A 21,693-nucleotide genomic window follows, 5' to 3' on the forward strand; every position below is an offset into this window, starting at 1 on the left:
GGGTTAACCCGGAGTCCTGACGGACTCCCCGCAACCTTGTCCTGAAGACCGATGAAGTACCTTCGTTCAGCCTCGCTGCGCGTGCGCCTGGTCGCCACGACCGCAGGCCTCGTCCTCGCCGGCCTCACCGGCCTCACCATCGTCAACGCGATCGGCGCCCGCACCGAGGCGCTGCTGCAGCTCGACACGCAGAGCACCGCGCTGGCGCGCGCGCACGCCGCCGACCTCGGCGGCTGGGTCGAGCAGCATCAGCGAGTCGTGCGATCGATGGCCGGCAGCGCCGCGGCGGCCGACCCGGTGCCCGCGCTGCAGCAGGCCGAGGCCGCCGGCGGCTTCGACACCACCTACGTCGCCCACGCCGACCGGCGCATCGAGTTCTCCAAGCCGCAGGATCTGCCGCCCGGCTACGACCCGACGGCGCGCCCCTGGTACCAACTGGCCGCGGCCGCCGCCGGCCAGCCGGTGCTGACCGCGCCCTACCTCGACGCGGCGACGAAAAAACTCGTCGTCACCTTCGCCCAGGCGGTGGACGACGGCCAGGCCGTCGTCGCCGGCGACGTGTTCATGGACGGCGTCGTCAAGGTCGTCGGCTCGATCCGGCCGACGCCGGGCACGAGCGCCTTCCTCGTCTCGCGCGCCGGCCAGGTGGTGGTGCACGAGGACGCGGCACGCCTGCTCAAGCCGGCGGCCGAACTCTCGCCCGGGCTGGTGCCGCAGGCGCTGGCGGCGCTGGCCGGCCGCGACGGGCTGGCGGAGCTGGCCATCGCGGGCCAGCCGCGCCTGGTGCGCGCCGAACCGGTGGCCGGCACCGACTGGCTGCTGGTGCTGGCGCTGGACCGCGACGAGGCGCTGGCCGGCGTCATGGCGATGGTCTGGCGTTCGGTGGCCGCCAGCCTGGTGGTGACGGTCGTCGCGGTGCTGCTGCTCGCCTGGACACTGGGCCGCCAGCTGCGCCGCCTGCAGGCGCTGGAACACGCGATGGCCGAAGCCGCCTCGGGCGACGGCGACCTGAGCCGGCGCCTGCCCAGCGAGGGCGGCGACGAGCTCGCCAGCATCGCGCGCCACTTCAACGCCTTCGTCGCCAAGATCGAGCAGGCGGTGCGCCAGATCCGCGAAGCCAGCGACTCGGTGCACGTCGCCGCGGGCGAGATCGCCGGCGGCAACACCGATCTGTCGGCACGCACCGAGCAGACCGCCGCCAGCCTGCAGCGCGCCGCCAGCGCGATGCAGCAGATCAACGGCACCGGCCGCGAGAGCGCTGACTCGGCGCGTGTCGCGCACGATCTGGCGACCCGCGCCGCCGAGGTCGCGGCGCGCGGCGGCGAGGTCGTGCAGCGGGTCGTGACGACGATGGACGAGATCAACCAGGCCTCGCACCGCATCGCCGACATCACCGGCGTCATCGACGGCATCGCCTTCCAGACCAACATCCTGGCGCTCAACGCCGCGGTCGAGGCGGCGCGCGCCGGCGAGGACGGCCGCGGCTTCGCGGTGGTGGCCGGCGAGGTGCGCGCGCTCGCGCAGCGCTCGGCGGCCGCGGCACGCGAGATCAAGGGCCTGATCGGCGCCTCGGTCGACAGGGTCGAGAACGGCGCCGCGCTGGTGGCCGAAGCCGGCCGCACGATGGAGGAGCTGGTCGCCGGCGTTCAGCGTGTCAACGACACGATCGCCGAGATCACCGCCGCCGCGGCGGCGCAGCACGAGGAGATCGTGCAGGCCGATGCCGCGGTCGGCGAGCTCGACCGCGCGACGCAGCAGAACGCGGCGCTGGTCGAGCAGTCGGCGGCCGCCGCGCAGTCGCTGCACGAGCAGGCCGAGCGCCTGGCCGGCGTCGTGCGGGGCTTCCGCCTCGGCTGATCAGCGTTTCGGGCTCTTGGCCGGGCGGATCAGCACGGTCGGGAAGCTGACCGGCAGCGTGTCCGGGAAGTCGCGGCTGAAGTGCAGGCCGCGGCTCTCGTGGCGGCGCAGCGCCGAGCGCACGATCAGCTCGGCGCAGCCGACGAGGTTGCGCAGCTCCAGCAGGTCGCGCGTGACGCGGAAGTTGGCGTAGTAGTCGTCGATCTCGTCGCGCAGCAGCTTGATGCGGTGCAGCGCACGCTCCAGCCGGCGCGTCGTGCGCACGATGCCGACGTAGTTCCACATCAAGAGGCGCAGCTCGTCCCAGTTGTGGGCGATGACGACTTCCTCGTCGGCGTCCTCGACCTGGCTCTCGTCCCAGGGCGGCGGCAAGGCCGGCAGGTGGCCGTCGGTGGCCAGGATGCGCTCGGCGCAGGTGCGGCCGAGCACGGCGCACTCCAGCAGCGAGTTGCTCGCCAGTCGGTTGGCGCCGTGCAGGCCGGTGTAGGCGGTCTCGCCGATCGCGTACAGGCCCGGCAGGTCGCTGCGGCCGTCGAGGTCGGTGACGACGCCACCGCAGCTGTAGTGCGCCGCCGGCACGACCGGGATCGGCTGGCGCGCGATGTCGATGCCGAGCTCCAGGCAGCGCGCGTGGATCGTCGGGAAGTGCGACTTCAGGAAGTCCTCGCCCAGGTGCGTGGCATCCAGCCACACGTGGTCCAGGCCGTGTTTCTTCATCTCGAAGTCGATCGCGCGGGCGACGATGTCGCGCGGCGCGAGTTCGGCACGCTCGTCGTGCGCCGGCATGAAGCGCGTGCCGTCGGGCAGGCGCAGCAGGCCGCCTTCGCCACGCAGCGCCTCGGTGATGAGGAAGCTGCGCTCCTGCGGGTGGTACAGGCAGGTCGGGTGGAACTGCACGAACTCCATGTTCGCGACGCGGCAGCCGGCGCGCCAGGCCATCGCGACGCCGTCGCCGGTGGCGGTGTCGGGGTTGCTCGTGTAGCGGTAGACCTTGCCCAGGCCGCCGGTGGCCAGCACCACGGCCGACGCGGCCAGCGTCTCGACGCGGCGCTTGTCCATGTCGAGCGCGTAGACGCCGTAGCAGCGCGGCGTCTCGTCGCGCTTGAGGTGGCGCGAGGTGATCAGGTCCACCGCCATCCAGCGCTCGCGCAGGCTGATGTTGGGGTGCGCGGCGGCGCGCGCCAGCAGCGCGTCGTGGATCGCGCGGCCGGTGGCGTCGGCGGCGTGGGCGATGCGCCGCACCGCGTGGCCGCCTTCGCGTGTCAGGTGCAAGCCCAGCGGGCCTTCGGGGTCGACCGAGAAAGGCACGCCGGCGTCGACCAGCCAGGCGATCGCCGCGGAGCTGCGCTCGGCGATGAAACGCGCGGTGTTCTCGTCGACGAGACCGGCGCCGGCCTCCTGCGTGTCGCGCACGTGCGACTCGATGCTGTCGTCCTGGCCGAGCACGCCGACGATGCCGCCCTGCGCCCAGGCGGTGGCACCTTCGCCCAGGGCGCGCTTGGCGAGCACGATGACCGGCCGTGTGTCGGCGATGTTCAGCGCGACGACCAGGCCGGCGAGGCCGGCGCCGACGACGACGACGGGCGCGGTGCCCGGAGAAGTGGAATCCGTGGACATGGTGGCGCGGCACACGACGGCCGCTGGTTCCCGTGAGGAGAGAGGCATTCTACGAACGCGCACTCGGCCGGCCGGCCGGCGGCGGGCGGAACAGCCGACGTGAGCTGCAACCGCGGGAGCCCCCCTAGAGCGGCAATCCTTGATCGGCCCGCGCGGGCGCATTACCTATGATGACGCGAGCCGTCCGCCGGGCGGCCCCAGCCACGTGCCATGACCCGATCCCACGACAAGCTCCCCTGGCCGCCGCCCGCCTACCGCTCCAGCCGCGACCCCGAACTGCTGTCGCCGGCGACGCAGATCGTGCGCGACCGCGAGGACTACCTCGGCCAAGGGCTGCGCGACATCGGCCGGCGCATCGCCGACGACCAGGTCGAGCTGTTCGTCAGCACCGATCCCGCGACCGCGCTGCAACAGCAGTTCGAGCGCCAGGCGCCGCAGTTCATCACGCTGCACGACGTCGGTACCAAGGCCTCGCTGCACCTGCTGGGCGCGCTGGCCGGTGCCGCCGGCGCACGCGTGCAGCGGCTGACGATCCGCCGCCAGGGCCACGGCGTCGCGCTGGCCGTCGTGCAGTTCGTCGAGGTGCCGCTGGCCGACGGCAACCACGTGCGCATCTACTCGACCGACCTCAACGCCGACACGCAGACGCGCCAGGCGCTGGCCCTGGTGCTGCTGGGCCGCAGCCGGCTGGGCGTGCTGATGGTCGGCGAGCTGCCGGCGCATGCGCTGCAGTCGACGCTGCAGCCGCTGCAGGACGCGATCGCGCGCGCCCCCTGGCCCAACCGCGACCTGCTGCTGCTGCCGCTGGCCGCCGCCGGCACGCTGGCGGCGCAGGCGGCACGCCTGGGCGGCAGCAGCGGCATCTCCGTGCGCGTGACGCCGCTGGCGGCACGCCCGAACGACGCCTGGTCCTTCATCAGCGGCGCCTGGAACCGCATGAGCGGCCACGGTGCCGCCCAGACCGCGCTGAACACCGACATCGAGCAGGCGCTGCCGCCGCCGCCGGTGCCGCTGCCCGAGGCGCCGACGATGGCGATGGACCTGATGCCGGCCGGGCCGGCGCTGTCCGGCAGCCGCGCGGGCGCGCCGGCAGCGCCCGCGCGGCCGGTGGCCGCGCCGGTGGCGGCCCTCTGGGCCGACTACCTGCAGCGCTGCCTGGCAGTCAAGAGCGCGGTCAGCGGCTGCGTCTTCGACCTCGTGTCGCAGCGTGCGCTCGCGCATGCCGGCAGCACGCCGGCCTCGGAGCCGCTGGCCGCCCAGGGCGCGCTGCTGATCGACGCGATGGCCGGCGCCGCACGCTCGCTGGGGCTGGCCGGCGCCGCGCCGCAGGCGGCGATCAGCTTCGACCAGCAGCATCTGGTGCTGCAGCCGGTGCGCGGCCACCCGGGCATCGTGCTGCACCTGGTGCTGCACGGCAGCGCCAACGCGCTGACGCTGGCGCGCATGCAGCTCGAACGCCTGACGCCGCCGCCCAGCGGGGCGGTCTGAGGCATCGGCCCGCGGCACGGTAACTCGGGGGTAAGCGGCTCGCGCCTACCTTGGCTTCGGGGATGCCCGCCGGGCATCCGCAGCCAGGAGGTTCGCGTGATGTCCATGACCGCCCGTCGTCTCGCAGCCCTTGCCGCCGCTGCGTCCTTGGCCGCCTGCGGCGGCGGGGGCGTTGGCGATCCGGCAAATCCTGAAACGCCCTCTGAACCCGGCTCGGCATCGACCGCCGCCGTCTGCTACGACGCTCAGCTTGGCGACAGCCCGGGATCCAGCTTCCGCGTGGCCTTCCGATCGTTCTCCGAGGGCGACAGCGAGACACTGGACTACGTCGACGTCGGCAGCGTCGCAGGCCCGGTCGACTTCAACGGCCATCAGGCCTACGAAACGACGGTGACGACCTTCTTCGGGACGCCCGAAGCGGTCACCGGCGTCTACCGGTACTACGGCCGGCGCACGGGCACGGCCGAACGCACGGACTACGGCCTGACCTACGGTACCGACGCAGACACCGTGTTCACGACGCTGCCCGAGGAACCGCCGGTGGTGGACACGACCTACGCATTGGAGCCCGGGCAATCGGTCGCGCTGCACTACAGCCACACGCCGAACCTGCGTGTGACCTTCAAAGGCATCGAGCAGATCACCGTCCCCGCGGGAACCTACCAGGCGTGCCGCCTGCAGCTCGACAGCACGACGCCCGACTACTCCAACACGCATTGGCTGCTGGTCGGCACCGGCGTGCTCATCAAGGAGGTTCAGACCTCACCCGGCGATGCCGACTGGACAGCGGAAGCCACCGCGATCGAGGTGAACGGGCGGCGCCCCTGAAGCCTGACGCTGGCGCGCAAGGCCTTCCGGCCTTGCTCGTCCCGCGTCAGTGAACCGTGCGCTCGAAGCTGAACTGGCCGTCGAGCACGTCCACCGGGATCACGTCCTTGGGCCCGAAGCGGCCCTGCAGGATCAGCTTGCTGACCGGGTTCTCGATGCGCTGCTGGATCGCACGCTTGAGCGGCCGGGCGCCGAACACCGGGTCGAAGCCGACCTTGGCCAGCTCGGCCAGCGCCGCCGGCGAGACCTCGAGCTTCATCTCCAGCTTCTCCAGCCGCGTCTCGAGCAGCTTCAGCTGGATCTTCGCGATGGCCTCGATGTTCTTCTCGTCGAGCGCATGGAAGACCACCGCCTCGTCGATGCGGTTCAGGAACTCGGGCCGGAAGTGGCTCTTCACCTCGCCCCAGACCGCCTCGCGCACGAGCTCGGTCGGCTGCCCGGCCATCTGCATGATCAGGTGCGAGCCCAGGTTGCTGGTCATCACGATGACGGTGTTCTTGAAGTCCACCGTGCGGCCCTGGCCGTCGGTGAGCCGGCCATCGTCGAGCACCTGCAGCAGCACGTTGAAGACGTCCGGGTGCGCCTTCTCGACCTCGTCGAGCAGCAGCACGCTGTAGGGCTTGCGCCGCACGGCCTCGGTCAGCGCGCCGCCTTCGTCGTAGCCGACGTAGCCCGGCGGCGCGCCGATCAGCCGCGACACCGAGTGCTTCTCCATGTACTCGCTCATGTCGACACGGATCATGTGGTCCTCGCTGTCGAACAGGAACGAGGCCAGCGCCTTGCACAGCTCGGTCTTGCCGACGCCGGTGGGGCCGAGGAACAGGAAGCTGCCCAGCGGCCGGTTCGGGTCGGACAGGCCGGCGCGGCTGCGGCGGATCGCATCGGCCACCGCGACGATGGCCTCGTCCTGGCCGACGACGCGCTCGTGCAGACGGCTTTCCATCTGCAGCAGCTTGTCGCGTTCGCCCTGCATCAGCTTGCTGACCGGGATGCCGGTGGCGCGCGAGACGACCTCGGCGATCTCCTCGGCACCGACCATCGTGCGCAGCAGTTGCGGACCCTGGCCGCCCTGGGCCTTGCCGGCCTCCTTGGCCTGGGCCTCCTTCAGGCGCTTCTCGAGCTCCGGCAGCTTGCCGTACTGCAGCTCGGCGACGCGGTTGAAATCGCCCTTGCGCTTGAGTTCCTCGATCTGGAACTTGATGCGATCGATCTCTTCCTTGACCTGGGCGCTGCCCTGGGCCTGGGCCTTCTCGGCGGTCCAGATCTCCTCGAGGTCGTTGTATTCACGTTGCAGCTTCAGCAGCTCTTCCTCGATCAGGCCGAGGCGGCGCTGCGAGGCTTCGTCCTGCTCCTTCTTCACCGCTTCGCGCTCGATCTTCAGCTGGATCATGCGCCGGTCCAGCCGGTCCATCGCCTCGGGCTTGGAGTCGATCTCGATCTTGATCTTGGCCGCAGCCTCGTCGATCAGGTCGATCGCCTTGTCGGGCAGGAAACGGTCGGTGATGTAGCGGTGGCTCAGCTCGGCCGCGGCGACGATCGCCGGGTCGGTGATCTCGACGCCGTGGTGGACCTCGTACTTCTCCTGCAGACCGCGCAGGATGGCGACGGTGGCCTCGACGCTGGGTTCGTCGACCAGCACCTTCTGGAAGCGGCGTTCGAGCGCGGCGTCCTTCTCGACGTACTTGCGGTATTCGTCGAGCGTGGTCGCGCCGATGCAGTGCAGCTCGCCGCGCGCCAGCGCGGGCTTCAACATGTTGCCGGCGTCGATCGCGCCTTCGGCCTTGCCGGCGCCGACCATCGTGTGCAGCTCGTCGATGAACAGGATGATGCGGCCCTCGTCGGCCGAGACCTCCTTCAACACCGCCTTCAGCCGCTCCTCGAACTCGCCGCGGTACTTGGCGCCGGCCAGCAGGCCGGCCATGTCCAGCGACAGCACGCGCTTGTCCTTCAGCGACTCGGGCACCTCGCCGTTGACGATGCGCTGCGCCAGGCCCTCGACGATGGCCGTCTTGCCGACGCCCGGCTCGCCGATCAGCACCGGGTTGTTCTTGCTGCGCCGCTGCAGCACCTGGATCGCGCGGCGGATCTCGTCGTCGCGGCCGATGACCGGGTCGAGCTTGCCCTGGCGGGCGCGTTCGGTCAGGTCCAGCGTGTACTTCTTCAGCGCCTCGCGCTGGCCTTCGGCCTCGGGCGAGTCGACCTTCTGGCCGCCGCGCACGGCCTCGATGGCCGCTTCCAGCGACTTGCGCGTCAGGCCGTGGCCACGGACGATGCCGCCGAGGTCGGTCTTGGCCTCGGCCAGCGCCAGCAGGAACATCTCGCTGGCGATGAACTGGTCGCCGCGCTTGGTGGCTTCCTTGTCGGCGGCCTGCAGCAGCGCCATCAGGTCGCGGCCAGGCTGCACCGGCTGGCCGCCGCCCTGCACCTGGGGCAGGTTGCGGATCGCGGTTTCCATCGCCGTCGTCAGCGCGGCGGTGTTGGCGCCGGCGCGCTCGAGCAGCGCCCGCGGCCCGTCGGGCTGCTGCAGCATCGCCGCGAGCAGGTGCGAGGGCTCGATGTAGGGGTTGTCGCGCGCGACGGCCAGGCTTTGCGCGTCACCGAGCGCCTGCTGGAACGCCGTCGTCAGTTTGTCAGCACGCATGGGAATCCTCCGTTGCCCCGCAGTTCGGGCTGGACGGCGGCTTTTCAAGCCCGCCGCCGCGTGCCGACGCACGCGTCAGAGGGAGTCGCCGAGCCGGCGGTAGTGTCCGCCCTGGTAGAGCAGCGGCGCCATCGGGGCGTCCGCCAGCCGGCAGACGCGGCCGATGAAGAGCACGTGGTCGCCGGCCGCCTGGGCCGAGACCGTCTCGCATTCGAAGACCGCGACGCAGCCGGCGAGCACCGGCGCGCCGCCCTCGCCGGCGTGCCAGTCGCCTTCGCCGAACTTGTCGGGCACCGGCGAGGCGAAGCGCCGCGACAGCCCGAGCTGGGCCTCGGACAGCACGTTGACGGCGAAGTGGCTCGCCTGGCGGAAGGCCGGCAGGCTGGGGCTGGCCTCGCGCAGCGACCACAGCACCAGCGGCGGGTCCAGCGACACGGCCTGGAACGAGCTGACGGTCAGGCCGACACGCTGGCCGTCGGCATCGGTGCAGGTGACCAGCGTGACGCCGGTGGCGAAATGGCCCAGCGCGCGGCGCAGCTGCTTGGGGTCGGAGGGGTCCAGAGGGTGCATCAGGCGTTCGCGGCGTTGTCCGAGTCCAGGCCCCAGCGGGCCAGCGCCGCGTCGTCGGCCGCGCGCGCGTCGACCCAGCGCGAGCCCTCGGGCGTCGTTTCCTTCTTCCAGAACGGCGCCTGGGTCTTCAGATAGTCCATCAGGAATTCGCAGCCCTCGAAGGCGGCGCGCCGGTGCGGGGCGGCGACGCCGACGAAGACGATGTTCTCGCCGGCCGCCAGGCGGCCGACACGGTGCACGACCCGCGCCGCCCGCAGGCCGAAACGGCCGACGGCGGCGTCGATCATGGCCTCGATGGCCTGCTCGGTCATGCCCGGGTAGTGTTCCAGTTCCAGCGCCTGCACGTCGTGAACGCCGTCACGGCCGCGCACGGTGCCGACGAAACCGACGACCGCGCCGGTGCCGGCGTCGGCCGCGTGAAGTGCCTGGAACAGCGCGCCGACGTCGAAGTCTTCGCCTTGGATCGCGACGCGCGCCACGTTCAGCCGCCGGTGACCGGCGGGAAGAACGCCACTTCGGCGCCGTCGCGCACGACCGCCGCCTCGTCGCTCATCACCTGGTTGAGTGCGCAACGCACCGCCCGCCCGCGCGCCAGCACGTCGGCGTAGGGGCCGCCGCGTGCGGCCAAGCCGTCACGCAGCCCGCCGAGCGTGGCGACCTCGGGCAGCTCCACGGTCTCGCCGGGGCCGAGCGCCTCGCGCAGCGAGGCGAAGTAGCGCACTTGGATCTTCATCGGGCGATCAGTTCGGATAACGGTAGATAGCGTACCGTTTCGCCGGAAACGATGCGCTGGCCCGCCGGGATATCCACGAGGCCGTCTGCCCACGCGGCCGAGGTCAGCACGCCCGAACCCTGGTTGGGGAACAGGTCGAGCCCGCCCTGGTCGTTCAGGCGCACGCGCACGAACTCCCGCCGTCGGTCGGGGCGCGGCCAGTCGAAGTCGGCACGCAGCGGCAGCCCGGCCGGCAGTGTCGCCGGCGCGCCCTGCATCGCACGCAGCACCGTCGTCACGCAGAGCAGGTAGGTGACGAAGCTCGACACCGGGTTGCCCGGCAGCCCGACGACCAGCGCCGACGTGCCGTCGTCGCGGCGCACCGTGCCGAAGGCCAGCGGCCGGCCCGGCTTGATCGCCATCTGGAAGTGCCCCAGCGTGCCCTGGGCCTGGATCGCCGCCTTCAGGTGGTCTTCCTCGCCGACCGAGACACCGCCGCTGGTGAGGATCAGGTCGTGGAAACGCGCCGCACGCTCCAGCGCCGTGCAGGTGGCGTCCAGGCGGTCGGGCACGATGCCCAGGTCGGTGACCTCGCAGCCGCCGGCCTGCAGCAGGCCGCGCAGCGTGTAGCGGTTGGAGTTGTAGATCGCGCCGGGTTTGAGCGGCTCGCCGGGCATCACCAGCTCGTCGCCGGTGGAGAACAGCGCCACACGCGGGCGGCGGCAGACGGCCAGCGTCGCCGCACCGACCGAGGCCGCCAGGCCCAGGCCCTGCGGCGTCAGCCGGCGGCCCTTGTGCAGCACGATCGCGCCGTGCAGCACGTCCTCGCCGCGGCGGCGGATCCACTGACCGAAGGCCGGCAGCTCGCCGATGCGCACCGCGCCCAGGCCGTCGCCGGGGATCGCTTCGCAGCGCTCCTGCATGACGACGGCATCGGCGCCGGCGGGGATCTGCGCGCCGGTGAAGATGCGTGCCGCGGTGCCGCGGCGCAGCGGCTGGCCGACGACACCGGCCGGGATGCGCTGCGACACCGGCAGCACCGTGCCGGCGGCCGGCACGTCGGCGGTGTTGACGGCCCAGCCGTCCATCGAGCTGTTGTCGCCGGGCGGCACGTCGAGCATCGACAGCACGTTGACCGCCAGCACGCGCCCGAGCGCGTCGGCAGTCGGCACCGACTCGGTCTCGACGATGCGGTGCGGCGCGACACCGGCGACCAGCCGCGCCAGCGCCTCGTCCAGCGAGATCAGCGGCTGCGGCGCGTTCATCCGGCGTGGGCCTCGATGAAGGCCTTGACCGTCGCCGCGTCGGGCGGCACGACGGTGAAGCGGCGCGGCAGCGCCTCCAGCCCGGCCAGCGCCGCCGGGCGCGGCGGCACCGGCGCGTCGGCGCCCAGCGCCTCGGTGATCGTCGCGGCGAACTTGGCCGGCAGCGCGGTCTCAAGCACGATCATCGGCACGCCGGCGTCACGGTGCTCGCGCGCGACCTTCAGGCCGTCAGCGGTGTGGGTGTCGACGAGCACGCCGGTCTCGCGCCAGGTGGCGGCGATCGTCGCCAGGCGGTCGGCGTGCGTGCTGCGGCCCGAGACGAAGCCGAAGCCGGCGCAGCGTGCGTGCTCGTCGGCGGCGAGCGTGAAGCCGCCCTGCTGCGAGACGCCGGCGCCGAACAGCTCGCGCGTGCGCGCCGCGTCGCGGCCCAGCAGGTCGAAGACGAACCGCTCGAAGTTGCTCGCCTTGCTGATGTCCATCGACGGCGACGAGGTCTCGAAGGTCTCGGCGCTGCCGCGCACGCGGTAGGTCCCCGTGCGGAAGAACTCGTCGAGCACGTCGTTCTCGTTGGTCGCCAGCACCAGGCGGTGGATCGGCAGGCCCATCATGCGCGCGACGTGGCCGGCGCAGATGTTGCCGAAGTTGCCCGAGGGCACGGCGAAGCTGACGCGCTCGTCGTTGCTCTTCGTCGCCTGGAAATAACCGGCGAAGTAGTAGACGACCTGGGCCAGCAGCCGCGCCCAGTTGATCGAGTTGACGGTGCCGATCTTGTGGCGGCGCTTGAACTCGAGGTCGTTGCTGACGGCCTTGACGATGTCCTGGCAGTCGTCGAACACGCCTTCGACGGCCAGGTTGTGGATGTTGGCGTCCTGCAGGCTGAACATCTGCGCCTGCTGGAACGGGCTCATGCGGCCGTGCGGGCTCAGCATGAAGACGTTGACGCCCTTCTTGCCGCGCATCGCGTACTCGGCGGCGCTGCCGGTGTCGCCGGAGGTGGCGCCGAGGATGTTCAGCGTCTCGCCGCGGCGGCCCAGTTCGTACTCGAACAGGTGGCCCAGCAGCTGCATCGCCATGTCCTTGAAGGCCAGCGTCGGGCCGTTGGACAGGGCTTGCAGGCAGAGACCGTCGCCCAGCGGCTTCAGCGGCGTGATCTCGGGCGTGCCGAAGACCTGCTCGGTGTAGGCGGCGTGCACCAGCCGCTTCAGGTCGGCGGCCGGGATGTCGGCTATGTAGAGCGACAGGATCTCGAACGCGAGGTCGGCGTAGGACAGGCCGCGCCAGCGCTGCAGCGTGGCCGGATCAACCTGCGGATAGTGCGTCGGCAGGTACAGGCCGCCGTCGGGCGCCAGGCCTTCGAGCAGGATGTCGGAGAAGCCGCGCGGCGTGAGGTCGCCGCGGGTGCTGAGGTACTTCACTTCAGCTCCTCCTTGCGGATGCGCACGATGGGGGCGAGCACGGTGGGCAGCGCCTGCATCTGCGCCAGCGCGGCGCGCATGCGGCCCTCGACGGTGTCGTGCGTCAGGATGATCAGGTCGGTCTGCTTCTCGCCTTCGGCACTCTCGCGCTGCAGCACGGCGTCGATCGAGATGTCGTGCTCGGCGAGGATGCCGGTGATCCGGGCCAGCACGCCGGCCTGGTCGGCGACCTGCAGACGCAGGTAGAACGAGGTGACGACCTCGTCGATGGCCAGGATCGGCGTGTCCTGCAGCGAGCCCGGCTGGAAGGCCAGGTGCGGCACGCGGTGGTCGGGGTCGGCGGTGTGCAGCCGGGTGATGTCCACCAGGTCGGCGATGACGGCGCTGGCCGTCGGCTCGGCACCGGCGCCCTTGCCGTAGTACAGCGTGCTGCCGACGGCGTCGCCCTGCACGACGACGGCGTTCATCGCGCCCTCGACGTTGGCGATCAGGCGCTGCGACGGCACCAGCGTCGGGTGCACACGCAGCTCGATGCCGCCCGCGCCGCCCGGCGCGGTCGCCAGGTCGTCGCGGCGCTTGGTGATGCCCAGCAGCTTGATGCGGTAGCCGAGCTGCTCGGCGTAGCGGATGTCGGCCGCCTGCAGCGCGGTGATGCCCTCGACATAGGCCTTGTCGAACTGCACCGGCACGCCGAAGGCGATGGCGCTCATGATCGTCGCCTTGTGCGCGGCGTCGACACCTTCGATGTCGAAGGTCGGGTCGGCCTCGGCGTAGCCCAGCGCCTGCGCCTGCTTCAGCACTGCGGCGAAGTCCAGCCCCTTGGAGCGCATCTCCGAGAGGATGATGTTGGTCGTGCCGTTGATGATGCCGGCCACCCACTCGATGCGGTTGGCCGTCAGGCCCTCGCGCAGCGCCTTGATGATCGGGATGCCGCCGGCCACCGCGGCCTCGAAGGCGACCATCACGCCCTGGGCGCGTGCGGCCTCGAAGATCTCGGTGCCGTGCACCGCCAGCAGCGCCTTGTTGGCGGTGACGACGTGCTTGCCGGCGGCAATCGCCTCCAGCACCAGCGTCTTGGCGATGCCGTAGCCGCCGATCAGCTCGACGACGATGTCGATCTCGGGGTTGGCGATGACCTCGCGCGCGTCGGCGACGACGCGGGCGCGGTCGCCGACGATGCCGCGGGCGCGTTCGACGTCGAGGTCGGCGACCATCGAAATCTCGATGCCGCGCCCGGCGCGGCGCCGGATCTCCTCCTGGTTGCGGTTGAGCACCGTGAAGGTGCCGCTGCCGACGGTGCCGATGCCGAGCAGGCCGACCTGGATGGGTTTCATGCGGGGTCTCTCCGGGAACGGGGGCCGACGCGGCGGCCCGGGTGGCTTAAAGGGAGTGGCGTTTGCGGTAGCCGGCGAGGAAGCGCTCGATGCGCCCGATGGCCTCGGTCAGGTCGTCCAGGTTGGGCAGGAAGACGAGGCGGAAGTGGTCGGGCTCGGGCCAGTTGAAGCCGGTGCCCTGCACGATCAGCACACGCTCCTGCTCCAGCAGCTCGTAGGCGAACTGCTGGTCGTCGGCGATCGGGTAGACCTTCGGGTCCAGGCGCGGGAACATGTACAGCGCCGCCTTCGGCTTGACGACGCTGACGCCGGGGATCGCGTTCATCATCTCCCAGGCCAGGTCGCGCTGCTTCAGCAGCCGGCCGCCCGGGGCGACGAGGTCCTTGATGCTCTGGTAGCCGCCGAGCGCGGTCTGGATCGCCATCTGGCCGGGCGTGTTGGCGCACAGCCGCATCGAGGCCAGCATGTTCAGGCCCTCGATGTAGTCCCGGGCGTAGCGCTTCTCGCCGGAGACCACCATCCAGCCCGAGCGGTAGCCGCAGGAGCGGTAGTTCTTGGACAGGCCGTTGAAGGTGACGAAGAGCACGTCGTCGGCCAGCGAGGCGATGCTGGTGTGCTCGGCGCCGTCGTACAGCGTCTTGTCGTAGATCTCGTCCGCGAAGACGATCAGCTGGTGCCGGCGCGCGATCTCGACGATGTCCTTCAGCAGGTCCACCGGGTACAGCGCGCCGGTCGGGTTGTTCGGGTTGATGACGACGATGGCCTTGGTGTTGGGGCTCACCTTGGCGCGGATGTCGTCGAGGTCGGGCAGCCAGCCCGAGCCTTCGTCGCAGCGGTAGTGCACCGGCGTGCCGCCGGACAGCGACACCACCGCGGTGTGCAGCGGGTAGTCGGGCGCCGGGATCAGCACCTCGTCGCCGGCGTCGAGCAGCGCGTTCATGCTCATCGCGATCAGCTCGGAGGCGCCGTTGCCCAGGTAGACGTCGTCGACGGTCACGCCGGCGATGCGCTTCTCCTGGGTGTAGTGCACGACCGCCTTGCGCGGCGCGAACAGACCCTTGCTGTCGGTGTAGCCGGCGGCCACCTGCGACGGCAGGTTGTGGATCATGTCCTGGACGATCTCGTCCGGGGGCATCAGGCCGAAGGCGGCGACGTTGCCGATGTTCAGCTTGATGATGCGCTGGCCCTCCTCCTCCATCTGCCGGGCCTTGTCGAGCACCGGACCGCGGATGTCGTAACCGACGTTGGCGAGCTTGCTGGACTTGGCGATGGGCTTCAAGGCAGGCGGCTTTCGTGAGGGAACCTAGAATTATCCACGCATGAAATTCCAGCCGGACAGGTTCAGCGGCGCCAACGTGATCACGCGTCACGACGCCGGGCAGGTGTGGGTGGGGCCGAGCGCCTTCCTCCACAGCATCGTCGTGCCCTGGAAGGGGGCCGTGCTGCCCTGGGAGGCGCCGTCGCTGGACGCGCTGACCGCCGAGCACTTCGAGCGCCTCGCCGAGCTGCGCCCCGAGCTGGTGATCTTCGGCTCGGGCCGCAGGCTGCGATTCGTCTCGCCGGCGCTGCTGCGCCCGCTGATCGAGCGCCGCATCGGCGTCGAGACCATGGACACCGTCGCCGCGTGCCGCACCTACAACGTTCTCGCCGCGGAGGAACGCGAGGTTGTCGCGGCTCTCGTTTTGGAGGGCGATGGGTCGTAATGCAGGCGTTTTATAATCACGTGTTGAGCCGGCGACGGCTGCCTACGTTCCGAGAAAACCATCCATGACGCCCGTTGTCAACAAGACCCTTCCGGAATTCGAAGCCTTCGCGACCAGCGGCGTGAAGTTCACGCCTTCAGCGAACCTCGGCCACGCTGTGGTCCTGTACTTCTACCCGAAGGACGCAACGCCCGGCTGCACGACCGAGGCGATGCAGTTCCGCGACCACCATCAGGAATTCCTGAAGGCCGGCGCGGTCGTCTTCGGCGTGTCGCGCGACAACCTCGCGTCGCACGAGAAGTTCAAGCAGGCGCTGGAGCTGCCCTTCGAACTCATCGCGGACACCGAAGAGAAGCTCTGCCACATGTTCGGCGTGGTCAAGAACAAGATCATGTACGGCAAGAAGGTGAAGGGCATCGAACGCAGCACCTTCCTCATCGGCGCCGACGGCGTGATGCGCGCCGAGTGGCGCGGCATCAAGGTTGCCGGGCACGTCGATGAAGTGCTCAAGGCCGTCAAGGCCCTCAAGCAGGCTGCCTGAGATCGAACGCCCGCGTGTCCGGCGCCGCCTCGGCGGTGCCCTCCTCCCGCTCCCGCCGAAAGCCGCACGGTCCGCCGTGCGGCTTTTTGCTTTTTCCTGAGCCCACCATGCCCCTGCCCAAGCCTCCGACGAAGAAAGCCGACCTGCTCGCCGCCGCCGACTACGAGGCGCAGGCCGCACCGAAGCCGCGCAAGCGCACGATCAAGGCCGCCGCGCCTCAGGCGGCCCCGGCCGAAGCCGCGCTGGCGCTGCACGACGGCGGCGCGGCCGTCGCCGCCCGCCGGCCGACCCCGGCGCCCGCACCCGCCGCCGCGCCCGCCCCGGTGCCGGCGCCACGCCCGCGCGTGCGTTCGCCGCGCGGCACCGGGCCGGTCAAGCTCTTCGTGCTCGACACCAACGTGCTGATGCACGACCCGACCTGCCTGTTCCGCTTCGACGAGCACGACGTCTTCCTGCCGATGATCACGCTGGAGGAGCTCGACGGCCACAAGAAGGGCATGAGCGAGGTCGCGCGCAACGCCCGCCAGGTCAGCCGCGAGCTCGACGCGCTGGCCACCTTCACCGGCGAGAACGGCGCCGTCGACTCGACCGCCGGCATCCCGCTGGCCAAGACCGGCCACCGCGAAGCCGGCGGCAAGCTGTTCTTCCAGACCATGCTGCTGGACGTCAAGCTGCCGGCCGGGCTGCCGCAGGGCAAGGCCGACAACCAGATCCTGGGCGTCGTGCAGGCGCTGCGCGAGCAGCGCAAGGACCGCGAGGTCGTGCTGGTGTCCAAGGACATCAACATGCGCGTCAAGGCGCGCGCGCTGGGCCTGCCGGCGGAGGACTACTTCAACGACAAGACGCTGGACGACGGCGACCTGCTCTACACCGGCGTGCTGCCGCTGCCGGCCGACTTCTGGGAGCGCCACGGCAAGACGATGGAGAGCTGGCAGCAGGGGGGCAACACCTTCTACCGCATCAGCGGCCCGCTGGTGCCGGCGCTGCTGATCAACCAGTTCGTCTACCTCGAGACGCCCGGGGCGGCGCCGCTGTACGCGCGCGTGGCCGAGATCACCGGCAAGACCGCGGTGCTGCGCACGCTGCGCGACTACACGCACGGCAAGAACGCCGTCTGGGGCGTCACCGCACGCAACCGCGAGCAGAACTTCGCGCTGAACCTGCTGATGGACCCGGAGTGCGACTTCGTCACGCTGACCGGCACCGCCGGCACCGGCAAGACGCTGATGACGCTGGCCGCGGGCCTGGCCCAGGTGCTCGACGAGCGTCGCTACAGCGAGATCATCGTCACCCGCGTGACGGTGCCGGTGGGCGACGACATCGGCTTCCTGCCCGGCAACGAGGAAGAGAAGATGGGCCCGTGGATGGGCGCGCTCGACGACAACCTCGAGGTGCTGGCGCGCAGCGACGCCAGCGCCGGCGAATGGGGCCGGGCGGCGACCAACGACCTCGTGCGCGCGAAGATCAAGATCAAGAGCCTGAACTTCATGCGCGGGCGCACCTTCCTGAACAAGTACGTGATCATCGACGAGGCACAGAACCTGACGCCCAAGCAGATGAAGACGCTGATCACGCGCGCCGGCCCGGGCACCAAGATCGTCTGCCTGGGCAACCTGGCGCAGATCGACACGCCTTACCTGACCGAAGGCTCCAGCGGCCTGACCTACGCCGTCGACCGCTTCAAGGGCTGGCCGCACGGCGGCCACCTGACGCTGGCACGCGGCGAACGGTCGCGCCTGGCCGACTTCGCCAGCGAGGTGCTCTGAACGGCCACGTTCAGAACTCGCGCACGCGCAGGAAGCTGGCGAAACGCGGCAGCCCGCCGGCCGTGCGCCCGCGGTAGCGGTAGCTGACGACCGTGCCGACCGGCGGCGGCGCCGCGCGCTCGGCGTCGCTGAAGCCGGTGCCGAGCAGGAACTCGGTGCCGTCGTCGGCGCGCACGCGCAAGGCGCCCATCCGGCCTTCGAGCCGGCCCTGGCCGCCGACGTGGCCGACGACCACCGCTTCGGCGTCCTGCTGCGGCTTGAGCTTGAGCAGCGCGTCGCTGCGGCCGGGCAACCAGAGCGCGTCGGCACGGTGCAGCACCAGGCCTTCGCCGCCGCCGGTCACGACCTCGTCGAGCCAGACGTTGAGCGCCGAGGCCGAGGCGACGCTGCGCTGCTCGACCGCGAAGAACGCGTTCGTGCCGCGCGCCAACTCGGCCAAGCGACGCGCACGCTCGGCGAACGGCCCCGGCACGCCAGGCAGGTCGAAGACGCCGTAACGCAGCGCGCGCCAGCCGGCGTCGTCGGGCGACTCGCGCCGCACCAGGCCCGAGACGGCGTCGAAGGCGCCGCGGCCCAGCCACAGCTCGCCGTCCAGCGGCACCGGCGGCAGACGGGCGACGAAACCCGGCGGTGCGACGACCTCGCGGCCGCTGCGAAAGCGCAGCCGGCGGCCGTCCCAGACGGCGCGCACGCCGTCGAGCTTCTCGCTCACCAGGAACCCGGCCGGATCCAGGCCCTGCCGGGCTTCGCGCGCCAGCATCACGGCCGGCGGTGACACGGCCGCGGCCACCCGGGCCGACAGGCCGACGCAGGCCAGCGCGGCCGCGAGGAAATCACGTCGACTGAACGGCATTCGGCCCCCTTCGCATCAGCGTCGGGGGCCGAGTCTGGCGGCGCACGCGGCGCCGTTCCATCGCTCCGCGGAGCGCCCTCGGCGGAGGGCGCGGCGGATCAGGCGGCGGGCGTGACGAGGTCGCGGATCTGCTGCAGCGCCGTCGGGTCCTCGATGGTCGTCAGGTCGCCCGGGTCGCGGGCTTCGCAGACGGCCTGGATCGCCCGGCGCAGCAGCTTGCCGGAGCGCGTCTTCGGCAGCGTCGAGACGAAACGCACGCGCGCCGGGCGGGCGACGGCGCCGAGCTGCTCGTCGACGAGTTTCATGACCTCGCCTTCGAGCTTCAGCGCGTCGGCCTCGGTGGCGATCACCGACGGGTCCTTCAGCACCGCGAACGCCATCGCGACCTGGCCCTTCAGGTGGTCGGCGACGCCGACGACGGCGACCTCGGCGACCTTCGGGTGGCTGGAGATGCTCTCCTCGATCTCGCGCGTGCCCAGGCGGTGGCCGGCGACGTTGATGACGTCGTCGGTGCGGCCGAGGATGAAGAAGTAGCCGTCCTCGTCGCGGATGCCCCAGTCGAAGGTGCTGTAGACCAGCTTGCTGGGCACGCTGCTCCAGTAGGTGTTGACGAAACGCTTGTCGTCACGCCAGACGGTCTGCATGCAGCCCGGCGGCAGCGGGCCTTCGATCGCGACGACACCCTTCTGGCCGGCGCCCTTCAACTCCTCGCCGGTGTGCTCGTCGAGCAGCTTGACGTCGTAGCCGTAGACCGCCTTGCCCGGCGAGCCGAACTTGCTCTTCGCGGCCTCGACGCCGTTGCACAGGCTGAGGATCGGCCAGCCGGTCTCGGTCTGCCAGTAGTTGTCGATGATCGGCTTGCCCAGCGCCTCGGCGATCCAGGTCGCCGTCGGCTCGTCCAGCGGCTCGCCGGCGAGGAACAGCGCGCGCAGCGAGGACAGGTCGTGCTTCTTCAGCGCCGCCGGGTCCTGCTTCTTCAGCACGCGCACCGCAGTCGGTGCGCTGAACATCGAGGTGACCTTGTACTTCTCGACCAGGCTCCACCAGATGGCGGCGTCGGGGCGGATCGGCAGGCCTTCGTACATGATCGTCGCGCAGCCGCCGAGCAGCGGGCCGTAGATGATGTAGCTGTGGCCGACGACCCAGCCGATGTCGCTGGTCGAGAAGAAGGTCTCGCCCGGCTTGCAGAGGTAGATCTTCTCCATGCTGGCGGCCAGCGCGACGGCGTAGCCGCCGGTGTCGCGCTGCACGCCCTTGGGCTTGCCGGTGGTGCCGCTGGTGTAGAGCGTGTAGCTCGGGTGCGTGGCGTCCACCCACTCGCAGGGCACCTCGGTCTTGAAGTGGCACTCGCGCCAGCTGGCGTAGTCCTCGTCGCGGCCTTCGACACGGTCGAAGGCGACGAGGCCGCGGTCGACCATCAGCACCTTCTGCGGCTTGTGGCCGGCGAGGCGGATCGCCTCGTCGAGCAGCGGCTTGTAGGGCACGACCTTGCCGCCGCGGCTGCCGGCGTCGGCGCTGACGATGACCGTCGGCTCGGCGTCGTCGATGCGGGTGGCCAGGCTGACGCTGGCGAAACCGCCGAAGACCACCGAGTGCAGCGCGCCGATGCGCGTGCAGGCGAGCATCGCGAACGCCGCCTCCGGGATCATCGGCATGTAGACCAGCACCCGGTCGCCCTTCTTGACGCCCAGGCTCCGCAGCGTCGCCGCCATGCGCTGCACTTCGGCGTGCAGCTCGCGGTAGCTGTAGATGCGCTCCTGGTTGGTCTCGGTGGAGACGTAGATCAGCGCGTTCTGGTCGGCGCGCGTCGCCAGATGGCGGTCGACGGCGTTGTGGCAGAGGTTGGTCTCGCCACCGACGAACCACTTCGCGAACGGCGGCCGGCTGTAGTCGCAGACCTGCTCGAAGGGCTTGTGCCAGTCGATCAGCCTGGCCTGTTCGGCCCAGAACGCGTCGCGATCCTGCAGCGATCGACGATGAAACTCGGTGTAATCGGTCATCGTTGTCTCCTTGTTATCGGCGCGGATTAAGAGACCGGGCGCTGACGAGCGGCTGACTCAGTGGGCGATGCGCACCACGACACGCCCGGTGAGCTTGCCCTCCATCAATTCGACCGCCTTGGCGGCCACGTAATCCAGTGAAACCTCGCTCGCGATGCGCTCCAGCAGCCGCGGATCGAGGTCACGCGCCAGGCGCTGCCAGGCGGCTTCTCGGCGGGCCTTCGGCGCCATCACGCTGTCGATGCCGGCCAGCGTGACACCGCGCAGGATGAACGGCGCGACGCTGGCCGGCAGGTCCAGGCCCTGCGCCAGGCCGCAGGCCGCGACGACGCCGCCGTAGCGTGTCTGCGCCAGTGCGTTGGCCAGCGTGTGGCTGCCGACGGCGTCGACGACGGCCGCCCAGCGTTCCTTCTGCAGCGGCTTGCCGGGCGCGCTGAACGCGGTGCGGTCGAGCACCTCGGCGGCGCCGAGAGACCGCAGGTAGTCGGCGGCGTCGGCCTTGCCGCTGACGGCGACGACACGGTGGCCCAGCCGGGCCAGCAGCGCGATCGCGACGCTGCCGACGCCGCCGCTGGCGCCGGTGACCAGCACCTCGCCGTCACCGGCGACGACGCCGTGCGATTCGAGCGCCAGCACGCAGAGCATCGCCGTGTAGCCGGCGGTGCCGATGGCCATCGACTGGCGCGGCGTGAAGGCCGCCGGCAGCTTGACCAGCCAGTCGCCCTTGAGCCGCGCACGTTCGGCCAGACAGCCCCAGTGCGTCTCGCCGACGCCCCAGCCGTTGTGCACGAAGCGGTCGCCGGGCTTCCAGTCCGGGTGCGTGCTCTCCAGCACGGTGCCGGCGCCGTCGATGCCCGGCACCATCGGCCAGGCGCGCACGACCGGCGCGCGGTTCGTGATCGCCAGCGCATCCTTGTAGTTCAGCGTCGAGTACTCGGGCTGCACCAGCACGTCGGCCAGGTCGGCGCCCGGCAGGCGCGATTCGTCGATCTCCGCGAGGCGCGCGCCGAAGCCGCCCTCGCCCTTCTCCAACAGCCATCCACGGAACATGCGTTCCCTCCAGAAGAGTGCGCCAGGCCACGCGGCCGCCCCTGCGAAGCGTG

18 protein-coding genes are annotated in these 21,693 nt (G+C 70.9%); 6 read left to right on the forward strand and 12 right to left on the reverse strand.

Going from position 1 to position 21,693, the window contains the following annotated elements:
• Window positions 1-51 precede the first annotated feature (51 nt).
• Window positions 52-1,857, forward strand: a complete 1,806-nt coding sequence (locus tag LOC65_RS14665) for a methyl-accepting chemotaxis protein (protein ID WP_230248070.1) — start codon at window positions 52-54, stop codon at window positions 1,855-1,857.
• On the opposite strand, the gene nadB is transcribed toward LOC65_RS14665, so the two are convergent.
• Window positions 1,858-3,474 carry an L-aspartate oxidase gene (gene nadB / locus LOC65_RS14670; RefSeq protein ID WP_230248076.1) on the reverse strand — a complete coding sequence of 539 codons (1,617 nt, stop codon included), beginning with the start codon at window positions 3,472-3,474 and terminating at the stop codon, window positions 1,858-1,860.
• 210 nt (window positions 3,475-3,684) lie between these two features.
• On the opposite strand from nadB, the gene LOC65_RS14675 reads away from it, so the two are divergent.
• The gene (locus LOC65_RS14675) at window positions 3,685-4,962 is read left to right on the forward strand and encodes a hypothetical protein (protein ID WP_230248078.1); all 1,278 of its coding nucleotides are present in this window, start codon (window positions 3,685-3,687) and stop codon (window positions 4,960-4,962) included.
• 99 nt (window positions 4,963-5,061) lie between these two features.
• Window positions 5,062-5,790 carry a hypothetical protein gene (locus LOC65_RS14680; protein ID WP_155983593.1) on the forward strand — a complete coding sequence of 243 codons (729 nt, stop codon included), beginning with the start codon at window positions 5,062-5,064 and terminating at the stop codon, window positions 5,788-5,790.
• 46 nt (window positions 5,791-5,836) lie between these two features.
• Here the strand turns inward: LOC65_RS14680 and clpB are convergent, their stop codons facing one another.
• From clpB to LOC65_RS14720, 8 genes are all read right to left on the reverse strand, one after another.
• Complete coding sequence (gene clpB / locus LOC65_RS14685; protein ID WP_230248083.1) at window positions 5,837-8,431, reverse strand: ATP-dependent chaperone ClpB; 2,595 nt, start codon at window positions 8,429-8,431, stop codon at window positions 5,837-5,839.
• Between the two features lie 75 nt (window positions 8,432-8,506).
• Entirely contained in the window at window positions 8,507-9,001 is a 495-nt protein-coding gene (locus tag LOC65_RS14690) for a flavin reductase family protein (RefSeq protein WP_230248084.1), read from the reverse strand.
• Window positions 9,001-9,480 (reverse strand): molybdenum cofactor biosynthesis protein MoaE, encoded by a 480-nt coding sequence (locus LOC65_RS14695; protein ID WP_009859117.1) that lies wholly within the window; start codon window positions 9,478-9,480, stop codon window positions 9,001-9,003. Before LOC65_RS14695 ends, LOC65_RS14690 begins: the two co-directional genes overlap by 1 nt.
• A gap of 2 nt (window positions 9,481-9,482) precedes the next feature.
• Window positions 9,483-9,734 carry a MoaD/ThiS family protein gene (locus LOC65_RS14700; RefSeq protein WP_009859116.1) on the reverse strand — a complete coding sequence of 84 codons (252 nt, stop codon included), beginning with the start codon at window positions 9,732-9,734 and terminating at the stop codon, window positions 9,483-9,485.
• Window positions 9,731-10,978: a gephyrin-like molybdotransferase Glp gene (gene glp, locus LOC65_RS14705; RefSeq protein ID WP_230248085.1), complete on the reverse strand. Its 1,248-nt coding sequence runs from the start codon at window positions 10,976-10,978 to the stop codon at window positions 9,731-9,733. Before glp ends, LOC65_RS14700 begins: the two co-directional genes overlap by 4 nt.
• The gene (gene thrC / locus LOC65_RS14710) at window positions 10,975-12,393 is read right to left on the reverse strand and encodes a threonine synthase (RefSeq protein WP_230248086.1); all 1,419 of its coding nucleotides are present in this window, start codon (window positions 12,391-12,393) and stop codon (window positions 10,975-10,977) included. Before thrC ends, glp begins: the two co-directional genes overlap by 4 nt.
• Window positions 12,390-13,727, reverse strand: coding sequence for a homoserine dehydrogenase (locus LOC65_RS14715; RefSeq protein WP_230248087.1), 1,338 nt, complete (start codon window positions 13,725-13,727; stop codon window positions 12,390-12,392). The genes thrC and LOC65_RS14715 overlap by 4 nt, the downstream gene beginning before the upstream one ends.
• A 46-nt stretch (window positions 13,728-13,773) precedes the next feature.
• Window positions 13,774-15,006, reverse strand: coding sequence for a pyridoxal phosphate-dependent aminotransferase (locus tag LOC65_RS14720; RefSeq protein ID WP_009859112.1), 1,233 nt, complete (start codon window positions 15,004-15,006; stop codon window positions 13,774-13,776).
• Between the two features lie 40 nt (window positions 15,007-15,046).
• On the opposite strand from LOC65_RS14720, the gene LOC65_RS14725 reads away from it, so the two are divergent.
• The 3 genes from LOC65_RS14725 (at window position 15,047) to LOC65_RS14735 (ending at window position 17,737) form a co-directional block, all read left to right on the forward strand.
• Window positions 15,047-15,430 (forward strand): Mth938-like domain-containing protein, encoded by a 384-nt coding sequence (locus LOC65_RS14725; protein ID WP_164962117.1) that lies wholly within the window; start codon window positions 15,047-15,049, stop codon window positions 15,428-15,430.
• Between the two features lie 64 nt (window positions 15,431-15,494).
• Complete coding sequence (locus tag LOC65_RS14730) at window positions 15,495-15,971, forward strand: peroxiredoxin (RefSeq protein WP_009859110.1); 477 nt, start codon at window positions 15,495-15,497, stop codon at window positions 15,969-15,971.
• A gap of 107 nt (window positions 15,972-16,078) precedes the next feature.
• The gene (locus LOC65_RS14735) at window positions 16,079-17,737 is read left to right on the forward strand and encodes a PhoH family protein (RefSeq protein WP_230248088.1); all 1,659 of its coding nucleotides are present in this window, start codon (window positions 16,079-16,081) and stop codon (window positions 17,735-17,737) included.
• Between the two features lie 10 nt (window positions 17,738-17,747).
• Here LOC65_RS14735 and LOC65_RS14740 read toward each other — a convergent pair whose 3' ends face one another.
• From LOC65_RS14740 to LOC65_RS14750, 3 genes are all read right to left on the reverse strand, one after another.
• Window positions 17,748-18,590 carry a DNA ligase gene (locus LOC65_RS14740; protein WP_009857651.1) on the reverse strand — a complete coding sequence of 281 codons (843 nt, stop codon included), beginning with the start codon at window positions 18,588-18,590 and terminating at the stop codon, window positions 17,748-17,750.
• Between the two features lie 98 nt (window positions 18,591-18,688).
• Window positions 18,689-20,617, reverse strand: a complete 1,929-nt coding sequence (locus LOC65_RS14745; RefSeq protein ID WP_310736938.1) for a propionate--CoA ligase — start codon at window positions 20,615-20,617, stop codon at window positions 18,689-18,691.
• A gap of 30 nt (window positions 20,618-20,647) precedes the next feature.
• Window positions 20,648-21,640 carry an MDR family oxidoreductase gene (locus LOC65_RS14750; protein ID WP_230248090.1) on the reverse strand — a complete coding sequence of 331 codons (993 nt, stop codon included), beginning with the start codon at window positions 21,638-21,640 and terminating at the stop codon, window positions 20,648-20,650.
• Window positions 21,641-21,693: the final 53 nt, after the last annotated feature.

It is taken from the genome of Rubrivivax sp. JA1055, from assembly GCF_020966565.1.
In the GTDB taxonomy this organism is placed as follows: Bacteria; Pseudomonadota; Gammaproteobacteria; order Burkholderiales; family Burkholderiaceae_C; genus Rubrivivax; species Rubrivivax benzoatilyticus.